Origin of the sequence: Bifidobacterium sp. A11, assembly GCF_000499185.1 — a bacterium.
GTDB classification, from domain to species: Bacteria; Actinomycetota; Actinomycetes; order Actinomycetales; family Bifidobacteriaceae; genus Bombiscardovia; species Bombiscardovia mizhiensis.
Genome location: NZ_AWUO01000001.1, coordinates 562,735 through 579,917, shown reverse-complemented (window position 1 = coordinate 579,917; position 17,183 = coordinate 562,735). Strand labels below are relative to the sequence as shown.

Below are 17,183 nucleotides of genomic sequence, written 5' to 3'. Positions count from 1 at the left end.
TAGACAACACGCGCCGTGTTCGTTCCCGGCATTGGCAAAGGTAATCAGCCTTCAGTTGGTTTCAAGTTCGTCTTGGGTCTTTGCCGAGATTGGGAGCATTCTGCCAATTTTTGTGCAGGAATCAGTATTGTTGCCATAATGGCGCCTTTTCATACCAGAAGACCGATGACGGCGATGACTGCGAAGAAGTATATTGCCGCAGAAAACGCTTTTTGGTTGACATGACCGGCGATCAGCCTGCCGCAGATGACGGCGAGCAGTGTGAGCGGGAGAACGCATAGGAAGGCAAGCGCAACTTCCCTGTTTATCGTATTCAGCCCGACTGCAAAAGGCAGCTTCACCAGGTTCACCACCAGATAGAAGGCTGCCGTGGTGCCAAGGAATTGCTTGACGGGCAGCCGCTCGCTGCTGAAATACACGGTTGTAACCGGACCTCCTGCATTGGCTACCATGGTGGTAAAACCCGCCAGAACGCCGCAGAACATGTGGAAGGCCACGCTTGTCCACTGCTTCTGTTTGCTCTTGTCTGTGGTTTCGTTTGGTGAGGCTTCGCTCTTGCCGCCGTGTCGTGTTTTCAGCGCGGTCCCTATGCGTGAGAGGAAGTAGAGCGCAACGAAACAGGCAAGTATGATCCCTATGGTCTTTTTGGTCGCGTCGTTGTCAGCGTGATACAAGAACCAGACACCGGCGAGGATGCCTATGGTCACAGTGGGCAAGAGTCTAAACAGGGATGCCAGCACGATGTCATGCCGGTAGGCCCAGATGGCGGTCCAATCGGCGACGATGGCCATGATCAGCGTCAGCTCGGTGGCTTCTTTGGCGGGCATCAGCGATGCCAGAGCGGCCACTGCCAGGATGGCCGAGCCAGGTATCAACGACTTATCCAGGCCGATCAGGACAGCAGCCGCCCCCAAACCGATGATCAGCCAGAGGTTCATGCTAGGCTCCTTATAAGAAGATGAGTCGGCCGACACTGCGTCACATTCAGTGCCGGCCGACATGGCAACTCCTGAAGAAACAGGCAGTTGCGTTCAGGCTTCCGCCACCAGGCGTTCTATGGTTTCACGCTGGTAGACGGACGTTTCGTGAGCGGTCTCGTCCTCGGCGAATACGTTGGAGACGATGATGGAATCCTCCCGGTCCAGGAACCCGTTCTTCTTCAGTGCGGCGAACAGGGCCTTGAAGTCCACATCGCCGTCGCCCACCTTCAGATGCTGGTGAACGCGGGCGTTGGTCCCCGGGGGGTTGGCTATATAACGCAGATCGTGGGAACGATGATGGTCATAGCTGTCCGAAATATAGACCGTCCTGAGCCGTTTGCCGGCCAAGGCGGTGATCCCGTCCACATTGTTGCCGTAGTGGAAGGTGTGAGGAGCTACGTAGACCGCGCCGACCAGCGGGCTGTTGAGGCCTCTGGTAATCCTCAGTGCATCAATGCCGTTCTCTACGAAATCGTAGGGATGCGGGTCGAAGTTGATGCGGATGCCTTCCCGCTCCAGCAGGGGCAGTATCTCCTCCATGGTCGCGTAGAAGGCAGCCTCGGACTCCTCATAGCGCTCTGGTATGCCGCTGAATTCGCTGTTGATGACGTGCACGTCCAGCAGAGCTGCGATTTCGATGGCCCGCTTCCAATTGCGCACGGCTGTCTGCCGCTCGCGCTCGTCGGGCCAGGAGGTCCTGTAGACCGGCAGCAGCGAGCACAGCTCAACATGCGCCTTCTTCAGGGCGGCTGCGAAGTCCTTGACTAATTCGTCGTCCGCCTTAGGGTGCACATAAAACGGTAGGAAGGCATCGTGAGGGGCCAGCTGCATGTACTTATAGCCTGCGTCCGCTACCGCCTTGGGCAGATCCAGGAAGGGCAGGTCAGGATGGAATGGTGTGGGATCCAATGCGATTTTCATATTGTCTAACCTCGTTGTCGGAACTTATGGATGCCCCTAATTCGTCCTGTTCGTCGGCATCCTCGCTGCGGACAGGGTAGGCAAGCGATCCTGGAGACCAGGGTGTCAGGCCTCCAAGATCGCTTACAGGTATGTAGGTTATTTAGAGTCTTGCAATAATGTCCTGGCCGATTTGATCAGTGCTCCGTTTGCGTGAGGAATTCTCCTCGGCATCCGCTTCCACGGCTCGTTCGATTCGGGCGGCCGCTTCGTCATATCCGAAGTGCTGCAGGAGCAGGGCTGTGGACAGAATCGTGGCTGAAGGGTTGGCTATGCCTTTGCCTGCGATATCGGGGGCCGATCCGTGGATGGGCTCGAACATGGAGGGATGCTCGTCGGTCACATTGATGTTGGCTGATGCCGAATAGCCGATTCCGCCCACAACTGCGCCGGCCTCGTCGGTGATGATATCGCCGAAGAGGTTGTCGGTCACAATCACGTCGAACCGGGAGGGATCGGTGACCAGGAATATGGTGCAGGCGTCGGCATGCAGGTAGTCATAGGTCACGTCGGGGTACTCCTTGCCGACCTTGTCCATGACCCACAGCCAGAGTTGGCCGGCATAGTAGAGCACGTTGGTCTTGTTGACCATGGTTACGTGCTTCTTACCTCCGCGCTTGCGAGCCAGTTCGAAGGCAAACCTCACTGCCCTTTCGATGCCGAATTCGGTGTTCATCGAGGTCTCGGTCGCTATGGCATGTTCCGTGCCCATGCGCAACAGACCACCCATGCCGGAATACAGTCCTTCCGTGCCTTCTCTGATGACAACGAAGTCGATGTCGCCAGGATCGGCCAATGGGGACTTGACGCCGGGGTAGAGTTTGGACGGCCGCATGTTGATGGCCTGGTCAAATGCGAAGCGGAGCTTGAGCAGCAGGCCGCGCTCCAGAATCCCTGACTTGACTCGTGGATCGCCGACTGCCCCCAGGAGGATGGCATCCTTTTGGTCCATATCCTTGAGTTGGTCATCGGTGATGAGGGTACCGTCACGCAGGTAGCGATCTGCGCCCAGATCATAGTCGGTGTAGTTAAAGGAGACGCTGTCGCCGACGGCTTCCTTGAGTACAGCTTGGGCGACCGGAACGATTTCGCGGCCAATCCCGTCACCGGGAATGACTGCGATGTCCAATATCCTCTTTGATGTTTGTGTATTCATGCCCTTCATGTTAACGACTACCTGCCGGAAAGACAATCGAGAAACCCATAAAAAGACCGATATATAGGATTTTTATATCAATATCTGCATAATTGTATGGAAAATTCGCCATTACCTTGATTTTCTTATCAAAGTAGGTAGAGGTCTGTCCAATAGCTGCATAACATGACGATATATCGGATCATTCAACCGGCAGTAGGCTGAATGCCCGTACCTTCTGCTACCCCATGTGTATCAGTCCTTGGGTGACGCCCGGGTAAGGTGACACGGGGCAGACAAGATCTCAACAATGCGATTGAATGGACTAAAACAACAAAAGCACAATTCATGGACCTGAACTGGCAAGGATGCGAGTAAAGGGGATCGTGGGATATGACACCTAAGGATTATAAAAAGTGGATACCGGTGGATGAATCCGGCATTCTGGGGAAGAAAGCCATACAGATAAATGACGCAGGAAGGCTGGCGCGCGCCGTCTTCCTCCACCCGCTGTGGGGCGGGACATACCGGGTCAATTCGGACTATGCCTGCAAACGTGAGTATATGAACTCGTTTCTGCTGTTCTTCATTGAGTCGGGCAGTCTTGAATATGTCTATGAGGGTGATGCCTTTACTGCTCACGCGGGAGACGTTGTTTTGCTGGACTGCAAAAACCATAATGATTACCGGGCGAGCGGGCTGACGCGATTCTCATACCTGCATTTTCAAGGCAACGGCGTACAGGCATACGCTGACTATCTGCAGGATGTCAACGGTCCTTTGTTCACGGATTCTCAGGATGCCGGGGATGAACTCATCTCGATACTTGAGCAGATGCGCTCCGGGGATGTGTCGCTGTCGCGAAGACAGCTGGACGAGTTGCTCCACCGCCGTTTGGAACATGTGTTGGTGCTGCTCACTCGCCGAGTCGATGAGAGCCTGGAGGTGCATTATGACGACAATGTACCCCCGGATCTGTCGGCGGCCATACGCTACATCAATAGGCACTTCGACTCGGATGTATCCATACACGCGCTGAGCAAGATTCTGAATACGAGCGAGTCACAGCTCTCCCATGCTTTTAAACGGCATTTGGACATGGGCGTGCATCAATTCGTCCTGGAATGCCGGATCTCGCATGCCAAATACCTGCTGACGACCAGCAAGATCCCCATCGCCCAGATCACCAAGGAGTGCGGATTCACGGTAAGCTCGCACTTCTCATCCTCCTTCAAGAAGCTTGTTGGAGTCTCGCCTTCTGAGTTTCGGCGGAATTTTTCATAGTTTGCAGGTTTTCTGAAATGGCCGTGCCCAATATTCAGATTTCTGCAGGGAAGATAAGAAAAGATGTTTTCCCGGTGGATTGGCAGCAGTCGGGGAGTGCATGCCACCCTACGATGCAATGAGAGGGACGCAGTGCAGCTCCCTCAATAACACAGTAATTACAGCGATAGCAATTACATCGACAAGGGAAAGTGAACGAAGATGACACTACGTATTGGAATCATCGGTGTTGGAACCATGGGTTCTGACCATGCCAAGCGTCTTTCGACCAGAATCAACGGTGCCACTCTCGCCGGCGTCTGCGATCTGATTCCGGAACGGGCTCAGAAGATGGCCGATCTGTATGGGGCCAAGGTTTACGAGACCGGCCAGGACCTGATCGACTCTCCGGACATTGACGCAGTCGTGGTGGCAACCCTGCCCCATGAGACCCACGAGCAGTTTGTTCTCGAGGCTATCAAGCAGAAGAAGTATGTGCTCAGCGAGAAGCCGCTGACCACCTCCGCTGCCGGCTGTCGTCGTGTGGTCGATGCCGAGATCGCCGGAGGCAAGCGTCTGGTTCAGGTGGGCTTCATGCGCCGCTTCGATCAGGGCTACCAGGAGATCAAGCAGGCCATTCAGAACAAGACCTACGGTGAGCCCCTGCTGATTCATTGCGCCCACCGCAACGAGGACACCCCGCTGAACTACAACTCCGATATGGCCATTGTGGAGACCGCCATCCATGAGGTGGACGTGCTGCACTGGCTGCTGGGCGAGGACTACGACTCGGTCTTCTGCTTCCTGCCCAAGAAGCAGACCCGCCACACCCACAAGGGACTGCACGATCCGCAGATCATCGAGATGGACACCAAGTCCGGCGTCCACATTGATCTGGAGGTCTTTGTCTGCAACCACATGGGTTACGACATCAACTGCCGCGTTGTCTGCGAGGAGGGCGAGATCGCTCTGCACGCTCCGCAGAACACCATCGTCAAGGTGGCTGAGTCTGAGCGCGAGTCCATTCCCGATGACTTCACCGTGCGTTTCAAGGAAGCCTATGACCGCGAGATGCAGGCCTTCGTAGACGGCATCAATGCCGACCAGCTGACCGGCCCCACCTCCTGGGATGGTCTCATCGCCTGTGTGACCTGCGATGCGCTCTTCGCTTCTCGTGACGAGGGTGGCGTCCGCAAGAAGATCGAGCTGCCCGAGACTCCGTCCTTCTTCCAAGAGCAGTAAGGCGCGATCATGATGAACAATAAGGGCAAGGCGCGCAATCTGAAGGATCCCAAATACTCCAAGCTGTCCATCGGCGTATGCCCGGACCAGTGGGGTGTCTGGTTTGACAATGATGAAAAACAGATCCCTCCCCGTCAGGCAATGAAGGAAATGGCTGAGGCTGGATTTGAGATTCTTGAAACAGGCCCCTGGGGCTACTTCCCTAAGGATCCCAAGGAGCTGAAGGCCTGGACTGACGAATACGGCATGAAGGTGGTGGCGGGAACCAGCTGGGGAGTCCTGCATAAGCCGGAACAGTGGCCAGAGACCGAGCGGCACTTCCGCGAGATCGCCGAGACTCATGCCGCTGTCGGCGCAGAGTACATCGTGCATCTGCCGCCGCTCTACCGCGATGACAAGACCTGGGAGTGGACTGATGACCGCGTCCTGTCCCCGGAGGCTTGGAACACCTACATTACCAATGCCAACAAGCTGGGCAAGATCATGAAGGAGGACTATGGGTTGAAGATGGTCCTGCATCCTCATGGTGATTCTCATATCGAAACCCCCGAGGAGATCGCCAGGATCTTCGAGAACACGGATCCTGAATATGTAAATCTGTGCCTGGATACCGGCCATATCGTATACGGTGGCGGTGATCCTGTCGAGATGGTCAGGAAGTACCCTGACAGGATTACTTACGTTCATATCAAGGCTTTCGACCCGGCTTTGGTCAAGGAAGCCCATGAGAAGGATTGGCCCTTCGGCGAGGCGGTCGCCCGTGGCGCATCAGTGACGCCCCCAGCCGGCGAACCTGATATGCAGGAGCTGGTCGACGCCTTGGCTGACTTGGACAAGGAGATGTATGTGATCTGTGAGCAGGACCTCTATCCTGCCGATCCCTCCTTCCCTCTGCCGAATGCGATCAAGACCCGCGAGTACCTCGCTTCCTGCGGCCTGGGTACTCTCTGATCCTGAAAGTGTGAACGGGGTCGGTGTCTGGCGATGCGTAGTAAATGTTGTCGGACACCGGCTTTTCGTCTTCATGGGGCCAGGGGTGAAGCGGTGCGGCGATCTGGGCGTTCGCAGCCAAGGGTTCCGTCGAACCGATAGCCCCCTCCACTGGCCAATTTTCTAACGGTCGTCGTATGCCGCAAACCGCAATATCTGGCGTGCGGATGTGTTTGCCTGAAAGGGAGAAAAAGTCATGGAAGTCATTTACGCAACAGTTCATGTCAAGGACGAGAACATGGACGAATTTCTGAATGTGATGACTGAGCTCGCTCGTAAGTCAGCCGCTGAGCCACAATGCGGCGGCTACCACTTTGTTCAGCGAGTGGATAATCACAACGAATTTGCCTTCATCGAGTTCTGGCCCACTCCTGACAGCCACGAAGCCCACTGCCAGAGCCAACATTTCAAAACGCTTTTCCCCAAGATGTGCAATCTGACCGAGGAAGGTGTTCAGGACATCATCAGTAGGCAGTTGGTCTGATTGCCGCACGCTGATGATATCCCATAGACGGATGATCTCATAGAGAACAGCCCGGTCCGGTAAGATCTGGAATGCTGAAGATCTTACCGGGGCCGGGCTGTTTAGTTGCAGTTTCAGTAGAGCAAGCTGGCTATGGTCTGCCGGGTGAGGGTGGCCATGGTCGCCATATCCTCTTCGCTGGCCCTGTCGGAGAAGATCTCAGGGCAGTACCAGCCGTCGAAACCAGTGGATTTCACCGCATCCAGCCATTCCTGCAGGGGGATGACGCCGCCTCCGATCATGGTGTTGCGGTAGATGCCCATGTTGGCTACATCCTTGCCGGCAGTCAGAGCCAGTCCGTCAGAGACGTGAACGGCCTTGATCAGATCTGCCGGCAAAGCACGGACGTCGTCAGGCGTGTCCCCAGCCGAATAGAACTGCCAGGTGTCCACAGCCAAACCGATGTTGGGTCTGGAAGCCTGATCGATGACCTCCAATATCTGCCTGCAGCGGTTCAACGGAGCCCAGGCCAAGGGCTCCAGGTAGATGCCCAGATTGAAGTCGGCTGCGATGTCTGCAGCCTCTTGGACGTTTTGGGCGGTAACGCGGATCATCTCTGCCTCATCACGGCCTAGGAAGCCTCGGTATCGGGGGTCATCATCGGCCAGCCTGCCCGCAGCATAGTCCTCGACCACCTCCCACCGTCCGGGTCCTGTGCACAGTTGAATGTACTGGGCTCCCAGTTCAGAGGCTATCTGGCACATGCGTCGCACCTCGTCCATTAGATCCCTGGCAGCGGATCCCTCCCGCTCGATGTCCTGTATCGATCCGATGTCGCTGACTGCGAGTCCGTCAAGCAGAGGCAGCAGGCTCTTTGTAGTGAACCCTTTGTCCAGGTAACGATAGAGTTTGGGCGTCTGCAGATCAATGCCGTCGTAGCCTGCCTCCTTGGCCAGACGTATATCGGTTCGTACGTTGCCGTACATGGTCACGGTCTGATTCATGCTGATGAGAGCCATGTCACCCCTCCTGATAGTTGTTTTGCAGTTCCTGTCGTTGTCTTTGGCATCACTTGACGCGTTGTCGGGCTTCCGTTTCTATCTGCGCCAAGGTTTTGCCGCGTGTCTCCGGAACCAGGGCCTTGGTGAAAAGGAAGGCGCCCGCGTTGATCAATGCGAAGACGAAGAAGGAGCCCGCGCCGCCGAGTTTTTCGAGCATGACCGGGAAAATCAAGGTCAGTATGAAGCTGGAGGTGTTGACGGCGATATTGGCATATGCCATCCCTTGGCCCCTGACTGCAGTAGGGAAGATTTCGGCGATCATCAGCCAGGTGACGGGTGCCATGCTTCCTTGGGCGAAGAGCAGGTAAATCATCATGATGGCGATCAAGGTCCAGGACATAGCCTTGCTGGTGTTGCCCCCATGAATGAAGAGGTAGCAGATGCCGATAGCGGTCAAGAATACGGTCACGCCGGCCGTGCCTATCAGCAAGTCGGTTCTGCGATCGATCTTGTCGATCAGAATCAGGCCGAATACTACGGCAGCTATGGCCGAGACCAGCATGACCGGCACCATGGCGATGACTGAATCGGTGGAGCCGAATCCCAGCGTGGTCGAGAAGATGGTGGGGGCAAAGAAGTTGATGGCGTTGACTCCGGAGAACTGCTGCATGACGGCCAGGCCGATGCCGACAATGAGCACCCGGCGGAGCCAAGGCGTGGAGAAGCTCTCCTTCTTGGCATGCCGGGAGTCGTCTTGGCTGGAGGAGGTGAGACTGGCCTGCATGGATTCATAGGTCTGCTGGGCTTCCTGTTCGTCGCGTGTAGAAAGCAGGACGCGCACGGCCTGATCGTCCATGCCATGGCGAATGAAGTAGTTGGGTGTGTCATGAATAAGAAAGGCGATGACGACCAGGCAAAGCGCGGGCACCACACTGGCCCAGAGCATGGCATGCCAGTCGGCGACCTTGGCCAAAACGGCGTTGACACAGGTAGCCAGGAGCTGAGCGATATTGATCATCACCGAGTTGACAGACACCAGTCGGCCACGTTTGTCTGCCGAAGCCAGCTCGCCGATGGCCATGGGAACCACGCAGGAGGTGAATCCAACACCCAGTCCGACTGAGATTCTGGCAATGAGGAAGAAGGAGAAGTCGCTCGCCAGTGCGCAAGCCGCGCAGGCCAGCAGCGAGATGCAGGAACCGGTAATGATCATTTTCTTCCGGCCGTAACGGTCGGCCAACGAGCCTCCCAGGAAGGATCCCACGGCGGCGCCCAGGAGGAGCCCTGCTGTCAGAACTCCCTGTTGGAAGGCGCTGAGTCCCAGTCCGTGAAAGTTCATGGTGACCAGGGCCCCCGATAGGACCACGGTCGTGTAGCCATACAGGCCGCCTCCGAAAATGCCCAGAGCGATCATGAGTCTGGAGTATCGCGGCCGATTGGCGGCCAGCTTCTCTATGTCGAGGTTTCGGCTGATCTCCCTATAGGTGGTGGACATGAGTGTTCCTCCAAGTTGGCATGATGCCGTATCCAATGCTCCGACATCGTTATCGGCGGCGGATCTGACTGCTTTAAGCCTAAGGAAGCTTGGGCATCCGAATGAGGGGGAGAGGTGTTTTCTATAAATACTGATATCAGATGTGCGCGTTTGCGAAACAACAAGAAACGAGCACCAGCCAAAACATTGATGGTTGGCGCTCGCTTCTGTGGAAGGAAGATGGTCAGTCTTGCAGACGATCAGGGGATAAGGAGCGTGTACTTGGTGGTCAGATACTCGTAGATGCCTTCGCTGCCGCCCTCACGGCCCATACCGGACTGCTTGACACCTCCGAAAGGCACTGAGGCGTCGGAGAGGACACCGGAGTTGATGGCCAGCACGCCGGCTTGAGCATGGCCCTGGACCCACTCGCTGCGCTTGATCGAGCTGGTGTAGGCATAGGCGGCCAGACCATAGATGGTGTCATTGGCTGCATTCATCCCTTCTTCGTCGCTGCTGAAGCGGGAGATAGGCAGCACAGGGCCGAAAATCTCCTCGCGGAAGACTTCACACTCCCGCGGCACGTGGTTCAGAAGGGTGGGCTGGAAGAAGCACTCGCCGAGATCGGAGCGATGGCCGCCAGCCAGCAGGTCGGCCCCGGCATCTACGGCATCTTTGACGATGCGCTCCATGCGGTTTACTGCCTTCTTGTTGATAAGCGGCCCGATATCCGTGGAGGGGTCCATGCCGTCCCCGACTTTCAGAGCGCTGACCGCACGCTGAAGCTTGTCGACGAATTCATCGGCTATGCCGTCTTGGACGAGAATTCTGTTGGCGGAGGTGCAGGCCTGGCCGTTGTTGCGGAACTTGGCCATCATGACCCCTTGGACTGCCTGATCGATGTCTGCATCGTCGAAGACCAGGAAGGGGGCGTTGCCGCCCAGCTCCATGGATGTGCGCAGAACCTGGTCGGCGGCCTGCTTCATCAGGGTCTTGCCAACCGTGGTGGAGCCTGTGAAACTGATCTTCCGCAGTCGGCGGTCGGCGAAGAGCGCATCGGATATTTCGGGGGAGTGCTCTGAAGTAATGACGTTGACTACTCCATCGGGTACGCCGGCTTGGCGGAGGACCTCGACCATGGCCAGTGTCGTCAGTGGCGTCAAACCGGCGGGCTTGACGATCATGGTGTCACCGGCTGCCAGCGCCGGGCCGATTTTCCGTGTGGCCATAGCCAGGGGGAAGTTCCAGGGCGTCACCAGATAGCAGGGGCCCACGGGATCGTGGGTCACCAGGCCCTTGCGGCCGTCGGGCAGGTGGAAGGTCCGTCCATATGAGCGCATGGCCTCTTCAGCAAACCACTTGAGGAAGCCGGCCCCATAATCGACCTCGCCTAAGGCTTCCTTGTATGTCTTGCCCATTTCCTTGGTCATGAGCTCGGCAAAGAGCTTCTTGTTGTCCATGACCGCCTCATAGCTGCTGTCGAGCAGGTTCCGGCGCTCGACGGGTGTGGAGGCTGCCCAGCTTTCGGCGCTGGAGCTTGCAGCATCCAGGGCATCTATGGCATCCTCAGCCCCTGCATCAGCTAGTTCGAACAGGCGTTCGCCGGTTGATGGGTTGTCAACGGCGAATGTTCTTCCCGTCCGGGATTTCCTCCATTGCCCATTGATAAACAGGCTGTTGGGTGCCTCTGGCAGCACTGTGTCGATTTCCTTTGTCCACTTCACTGTGTGTCCTTTCTCATCAAGGCGTAGGCGGTGCTAGTACGGTTTGTGTCTTGGCTCATGAGTCGAATTCAATGATTTGCCGCAGGGCCTGGCCCCTGTCAAGGTCGTCCATGGCTTCGTTGATGTCGTCAAGCCTGATGTGATTGCTGATGAGTTTTTCTACTGGCAGCTTGCCGTCCAGCCATAGCCGGGCATATCTGGGTATGTCTTGAGCGGGAACAGCCGATCCAAGGTAGCTGCCGATGACGGTTCGTGCCTCACCGGTGATGACGCTGGATGACAGCGACGCTCTGACGGAGGGATCAGGGAACCCTACCGTGATGGTTTTGCCACCAATGTCTGTCAGTTCGAAGGCCTGATCCAGAACCCCTGGCGCACCGGCTGCCTCGATGACGATCGGCGCTTTGATGCCCTTGCTTAGGGCTTCGTCAACCGTGTAGACATCGGTGGCTCCCATGCCCAAGGCATCGTCGAACTTATCCTTGTTGCGGTCCACCCCTATGACACGGCCTCGGCCCAGTGCTGCAGCCGTCAGCAGGGCACTCATGCCGACTCCGCCCAGTCCGACCACCATGACATCCTGACCATCCTGGGGGTCGGCGGCGTTGAGTACGGCGCCCCCGCCAGTGAGGACGGCGCAACCCAGGACCGCTGCTATGGCAGGGGGAAGTTCCTCTGGGACGGGCACTGCTGAGCGTCGGTCGACGACGGCATAGGTGGCGAAGCCGGAGACGCCTACGTGGTGGTATATCCGTTCCGGGCCCTTGTGGATGCGAATGCCGCCGTTCATCAGGGTGCCGGCCTGGTTGGCCTGCGAGCCAGGAGTACAGGGCAGCCGGCCTCCGGTCAGGCAGTTGGCACACTTGCCGCAGCGAGGCAGAAAGGCCAGGGTGACGTGCTGTCCGACCTTCAAGTCCTCAACCCCAGGTCCTAAGGCTTGCACGATGCCTGTAGTCTCATGGCCCAGCAGCATCGGCATGGGTCTTGGTCTGCTGCCATTGACGACCGATAGGTCCGAGTGGCAGATGCCGGAAGCGGTGACCTTGACCAATATCTCGTCCTGTTGGGGAGGATCCAGCTCAAGGTGTTCGATAGACAGCGGTCTGGTCCGCGCATAAGGGGCTGGCGTACCCATCGTCCTCAGCACAGCGCCGGTGATGTCCATATGGTGTTCTCCTTATTGGTGGTTGGAGTTGTTCTCTTGCAAGAAAAAGCCGCGATCCGGGCCGCTTTAGTCGGTCATGGGCAGCCGCTCATTGCGGGGCTGACTCTGCAGTGCTTGATTGATCCAAGTCTGATCTTCGCGGATGGTAACCTTCCAGTCGCGCTGTCCGCCGCCGCCCATCACATTCAGATAGTAAAGGTCATATCCGGGGGCGGCGATGGAGGGGCCATGCCAGCCGTAGGGGATGAGCACTGTATCGCCGGGATGCACTTCGGTCATAATATTCAGAGGCCGTTCGTCGGCTGTGCTGGCTCCCTGGTAGGCCAAGGGCTGGGCCTGGTCGGGGGCACCCGGCAGCGCCCTCATCTGGAAGTAGTAGATTTCCTCAAGAGCGGTCTCATGGTCATTGTTCTGGTCATGTTTGTGGACGGGGTAGGAGGACCAGCTCCCGCTGGGAGTGATGACCTCGCATACCAGCAGCCGCTCGGCTTCGATGTTGTTCATCATGCCGAAGTTTCGGGCCTGCCTGGAGGTGGGCCCATTGCCCCGGAGGACGGTTTCGTTGTCTTCCGCCCGGACCAGCTGGTCAGGGTAGTGTCTGCCGGCAGGCGCTGATGCGACGGCGACCCGTCCACCCGATGGGGCATATATCTCCAAGGGCGTTCCGGTGCCTACGTAAACGACATCTGTCGGTGCCGTGAAGACGTTTTGGCGTCCGCGCAGATGATAAAGACCATCCGGTGTCCTGACATCGAATCCTTGGCAGAGGGGGACAACCAGGCGTTCCTCATCTGCTGCAGGCAGGGTAAGAACCTGGTTTTTCCGGGGGTTGGCGACCCTGATGCCGGTGTATTGCCAACCTGGGACGGGTTGCGAGTCTGAGGCTCCCAGACTCACCTCCCAATCGCCTTTGGCCGCGCTGCCGTTTGGATATACCCATTGAGTCATCTTGTCTCCTTTATTCAATTCTTTGACTTCCGCTGCCCCAGGGCGCGCTCTTCGGCCTCAATCTCCTCCAGACTCTTCCCTCTGGTCTCAGGAATCATGGTGACCGCAAACACCAGGCATCCGATGTTGATAAGGGCGAACAGCAGGTAGGTTCCCGAGCCTCCCAGGCCGTTGAGCAAGAGCGGGAAGATCAGCGACAAGAGGAAGTTGGCCAAATTGAGCGCTATGTTGGCGTATCCCATGCCCTTGCCGCGGACGCTGATGGGAAAGACCTCCGCCATCAAGAGCCATGTGACCGGCGCTACCATGCCTTGCACAAACACCAGATAGATCATCATCATGGCGATCATGACCCAGGAGGCAGTGCGGGAACTGCTTGAGGGATCGATAAAGCGATAGCTGATGCCAATGGCGACCAGGAAAATAATCGTGCCGGTCAGGCCAACAGTCAGAATGGTTCGCCGGTTGATGCTGTCGATGAATCCCAGGCCGCCTATTGTGGCAGCGATGGCGGAGACCAAAATGACAGGTACCGTGGCCAGTATGGACATGGATGGTGCGAAGCCCAGGGTCTTGGTGAAAATAGTGGGCGCGTAGTAATTGACCATATTCTGCCCGCTGAGCTGGTTGATCAGGGCCAGACCGATGCCTATAATCAGCACCCTCCGCAGCCATGGTGTCGAAAAACTGCTGTCGGAATTCTTCTGGGCGGCGGTTTGACTGCTGTTTTCGTGGGCCTGGGAAAGTGATTTGAAGGTCTGTTCGGCTTCAGGAAGGTCGCGGGTCTCCGCCAGGAGCTGGATGGCCTGATCCTGCAGACCGTGCCGAATCAGGTAATCCGGGCTGTCCTTGATGACGAAGGCTATCAGCAGGAGCAGGATGCCTGGAACGACGGCCGCCCATAGCATGGCCCTCCAGCCGATGCCCATCTGTGTCAAGATGGCATTGACTGATACGGCCAGGAGCTGTCCGACCACGATCATGACTGAATTGACCGAGACTATGCGCCCCCTGTTGGCAGCTCTGGTCATCTCCCCCAGATAAATGGGGACGATGGTCGATGTGAAGCCGATCGCCAGGCCGAGAATGACCCTGCCCAGGCAGAGGATGAGAATACTGGGCGTTAGAGCGCAGATTGCGGCACCGGGAATTGCCAGTACTGCACCGGTCAGGATCATCTTTTTCGGCCCTAGGCGGTTGTTTAGGTTTCCGCCGGCAAAGGCGCCCACTGCTGCGCTCAGCAGCATTGCCGAGGTGATGAGCCCTTGTTCGAAGTCGGTGGGACGACCCAGCTGGCCTGATCCTATGTTCATGGTTATCAGTGCGCCGGATAAGGCTGTCAGCGTGTATCCATACAGCCCCCCTGCGCACAGTCCCAGGCATACCATCAGCCGGGTGTAATGGGTGCGGCGTCTGGATAGCTCAGCGGGGCTCTCGGCTTTAGCCAGCGTTTCAAATGACGACATGGCCATTCCTTTCAGCTGATATTGTCTGGCACGACTCTGTCTCCAGACATTGGTTGTTCTCAGTTGTAAGTCACCGCTATGCAGTTTCCTGGAGTGATCCTGACAGGTCTGCAAGTATTTATAAGATTCCAAGTCATTTTCTAAGAACGCCCCATTCTGGTTCAACCTCCTCTCTAGGCTGGCGATCATTTCCGCGTCAGTGGCTGTCTGATGCTGAAAGAATTGCATGGCATTACGGAGTGTTGGGACGATATACAAAAAATGCAGGATAGTTATGAAATCACTTGCTCTTATGCCGTGGCTGCCAAGGGCGTGGCCGTCGACGACCATGATTGACCTATGGACCGTTAACCCTAGCGAACTAGGGCAAGCGGTGACGGTTCCCCGCAGGCCTAGTCCATGGCGGACAGTGCGGGGTTTGCATTACCCCAAGTTTGAGAGGGTCACGGCGGCTAATAGGAAAGGTGCGAGGAAATGATAGGGACGAGCAAGACTGATAATACAGTCAGGCTGACTGTTGGACAGGCCGTCGTTCGCTTTCTGGAGGTTCAGAAAGTGGAAAGGGATGGGCAGGTGTCCACCTTCTTCGGCGGTGCTCTGGGCATTCTGGGCCATGGCAATGTAGCCGGGGTTGGACAAGCGCTCTTGGAGGAGATCGACCGGTTCCGTTTTATCCAGGGGAAGAACGAGCAGGGCATGGCACATATAGCCGTCGGCTATGCCCGTCAGATGAACAGAATGGGAGCCATGGCCGTCACTACCTCGATAGGCCCTGGTGCGGCGAATATGATTACTGCGGCTGGCACTGCGACGGTCAATCGCCTGCCGGTCCTCTTGCTTCCCAGCGACTATTTCTCGACCCGACGTACAGGTTCGGTTCTGCAGCAGATCGAGAATGAACAGTCCAACGATATTTCTGCCAACGACTCTTTTAAAGCCGTCAGTCGGTACTGGGATCGAATCGATCGGCCAGAGCAGCTGTCCGCCTCCCTGATGAGAGCCATGGAGACTCTGACCAACCCGGCCACTACTGGCGCTGTGACGCTTTGTCTGCCCCAGGATGTGCAGGCCGAAGCTTATGATTTCGACCTCGATCTCTTCCGGGAAAGGGTTTGGCGAATTCCTAGAACCAGACCGGACAAGGACTCTCTGGCCCAGGCTGCCGAGGCCATCAAGGTTTCGAAGCGCCCGCTGATCATCGCTGGCGGGGGCGTCGTGTATTCGTCGGCCAGTAAGGTCTTGGCTGAATTCGCAGAGAAGACTGGAATTCCTGTCGGAAGCACCCAGGCAGGCAAAGGAGCCCTACCCTATGACCATCCGATGAACTCGGGCCCTATGGGTGCTCTCGGACTGCGTTTTGCCAACCGTCTGGCCCACACTGCAGACCTGATCATCGGCATCGGCACACGCTATACGGATTTCACTTCGGCATCCAACACGATGTTCCAGAACCCGCAGGTGCACTTCGTCAATATCAATGTGCTATCTTTCGACGCACATAAGGAGGCGGCCATTCCGGTCATTGGCGATGCACGGGAGACGCTCAGCGAACTGCAGGAGGTTCTGGGCGATTGGCAGGTGGACGAGGATTATCGACGTGAGGCCATGGCCAAGGCGGACGAGCAACGGCAGGCAGTGGACCGCATGGTTCAGCATATTCCGGGCACCGAGGGGCTGGGGCAGAAGGAGGTCATCGGCATCGTCAACGAATTCGCCCGTCCCCAGGATGTGGTCGTGAACGCTGCTGGATCCATGCCCAGCGATCTTCAGAAGCTCTGGAAGGCGGGTAGCCCGCTTGGCTACTCGGTCGAATACGGTTATTCCTGCATGGGTTATGAGATTCCTGCGGCTCTGGGCATGCGAATGGCTGATCCGAGCAGGGAGATCTTCTCTTTCATCGGTGATGCCTCCTTCATCATGTACCACCAGGATGTGCTGACGGCGATTCAGGAGCGGGAGAAAATTATTCTGTTGCTCTTGGACAACGGCGGTTATGGATCGATTCATTCATTGTCCATGCAGGTGGGCTCTCAGGGGTTTGAGACCAAGTATTACTACCGGGGAGATGACGGTCGACAGAATCTTAAGGAGCCGCTGCAGGTTGATTTCCCTAAGATTCTGGAAGGGTACGGAGTCAAGACCTATACCGTCGAGGATGCAGATCAACTGCGACAGGCTTTGCAAAAGGCGCTCGCCAGCGATCAAATCACCGCCATCTATGCGAAGGTGGCGCCGGTAGAACGTGACGATGCAGCCGACGCATACTGGGAGGTGGCCACTCCTGAAGTGGCGCATATCGAATCCTCGATAAAGGCTCATCAGGAGTACGAGAGGATCCGTGATTTGCAGCGGAACTATCTATGACCTGCTCA

The 17,183-nt window shown here is 56.8% G+C and carries 14 protein-coding genes; 5 read left to right on the top strand and 9 right to left on the bottom strand.

Translation table 11 applies throughout. The annotated features are described in order from the left end of the window. Positions 1-149 precede the first annotated feature (149 nt). The 3 genes from P273_RS0102520 to P273_RS0102510 all read right to left on the bottom strand — a co-directional run bounded on the left by P273_RS0102520 (position 150) and on the right by P273_RS0102510 (position 3,096). Positions 150-938 carry a sulfite exporter TauE/SafE family protein gene (locus P273_RS0102520; RefSeq protein ID WP_024626918.1) on the bottom strand — a complete coding sequence of 263 codons (789 nt, stop codon included), beginning with the start codon at positions 936-938 and terminating at the stop codon, positions 150-152. A 93-nt stretch (positions 939-1,031) separates the two neighbouring features. Then, entirely contained in the window at positions 1,032-1,901 is an 870-nt protein-coding gene (locus P273_RS0102515; protein ID WP_024626917.1) for a sugar phosphate isomerase/epimerase family protein, read from the bottom strand. Between the two features lie 142 nt (positions 1,902-2,043). Further along, the gene (locus P273_RS0102510; RefSeq protein ID WP_024626916.1) at positions 2,044-3,096 is read right to left on the bottom strand and encodes a 3-isopropylmalate dehydrogenase; all 1,053 of its coding nucleotides are present in this window, start codon (positions 3,094-3,096) and stop codon (positions 2,044-2,046) included. A gap of 372 nt (positions 3,097-3,468) precedes the next feature. Between P273_RS0102510 and P273_RS0102505 the strand changes: the two genes are divergently transcribed. The 4 genes from P273_RS0102505 to P273_RS0102490 all read left to right on the top strand — a co-directional run bounded on the left by P273_RS0102505 (position 3,469) and on the right by P273_RS0102490 (position 7,054). Continuing rightward, positions 3,469-4,359: an AraC family transcriptional regulator gene (locus P273_RS0102505; protein ID WP_024626915.1), complete on the top strand. Its 891-nt coding sequence runs from the start codon at positions 3,469-3,471 to the stop codon at positions 4,357-4,359. Between the two features lie 201 nt (positions 4,360-4,560). After that, complete coding sequence (locus P273_RS0102500; RefSeq protein ID WP_024626914.1) at positions 4,561-5,580, top strand: Gfo/Idh/MocA family protein; 1,020 nt, start codon at positions 4,561-4,563, stop codon at positions 5,578-5,580. Between the two features lie 9 nt (positions 5,581-5,589). Beyond that, a complete protein-coding gene (locus P273_RS0102495; RefSeq protein WP_029676043.1) occupies positions 5,590-6,531 on the top strand; it encodes a TIM barrel protein in 942 nt (313 codons plus the stop codon). Positions 6,532-6,766: 235 nt separating this feature from the next. Beyond that, positions 6,767-7,054, top strand: a complete 288-nt coding sequence (locus tag P273_RS0102490) for a putative quinol monooxygenase (protein ID WP_024626912.1) — start codon at positions 6,767-6,769, stop codon at positions 7,052-7,054. Positions 7,055-7,167: 113 nt separating this feature from the next. Here the strand turns inward: P273_RS0102490 and P273_RS0102485 are convergent, their stop codons facing one another. The 6 genes from P273_RS0102485 to P273_RS0102460 form a co-directional block, all read right to left on the bottom strand. After that, positions 7,168-8,052 carry a sugar phosphate isomerase/epimerase gene (locus P273_RS0102485; RefSeq protein WP_024626911.1) on the bottom strand — a complete coding sequence of 295 codons (885 nt, stop codon included), beginning with the start codon at positions 8,050-8,052 and terminating at the stop codon, positions 7,168-7,170. Positions 8,053-8,101: 49 nt separating this feature from the next. Further along, a complete protein-coding gene (locus P273_RS0102480) occupies positions 8,102-9,529 on the bottom strand; it encodes a sugar porter family MFS transporter (protein WP_024626910.1) in 1,428 nt (475 codons plus the stop codon). Positions 9,530-9,768: 239 nt separating this feature from the next. Further along, positions 9,769-11,232 (bottom strand): NAD-dependent succinate-semialdehyde dehydrogenase, encoded by a 1,464-nt coding sequence (locus P273_RS0102475; protein ID WP_029676041.1) that lies wholly within the window; start codon positions 11,230-11,232, stop codon positions 9,769-9,771. A 55-nt stretch (positions 11,233-11,287) separates the two neighbouring features. Beyond that, positions 11,288-12,397 (bottom strand): alcohol dehydrogenase catalytic domain-containing protein, encoded by a 1,110-nt coding sequence (locus tag P273_RS0102470; RefSeq protein ID WP_024626908.1) that lies wholly within the window; start codon positions 12,395-12,397, stop codon positions 11,288-11,290. Positions 12,398-12,463: 66 nt separating this feature from the next. Beyond that, positions 12,464-13,345 (bottom strand): 5-deoxy-glucuronate isomerase, encoded by an 882-nt coding sequence (gene iolB / locus P273_RS0102465; protein WP_024626907.1) that lies wholly within the window; start codon positions 13,343-13,345, stop codon positions 12,464-12,466. A 14-nt stretch (positions 13,346-13,359) separates the two neighbouring features. Next, complete coding sequence (locus tag P273_RS0102460) at positions 13,360-14,811, bottom strand: sugar porter family MFS transporter (RefSeq protein WP_024626906.1); 1,452 nt, start codon at positions 14,809-14,811, stop codon at positions 13,360-13,362. Between the two features lie 474 nt (positions 14,812-15,285). Between P273_RS0102460 and iolD the strand changes: the two genes are divergently transcribed. Continuing rightward, positions 15,286-17,175 carry a 3D-(3,5/4)-trihydroxycyclohexane-1,2-dione acylhydrolase (decyclizing) gene (iolD, locus tag P273_RS0102455; protein ID WP_024626905.1) on the top strand — a complete coding sequence of 630 codons (1,890 nt, stop codon included), beginning with the start codon at positions 15,286-15,288 and terminating at the stop codon, positions 17,173-17,175. Positions 17,176-17,183 lie beyond the last annotated feature (8 nt).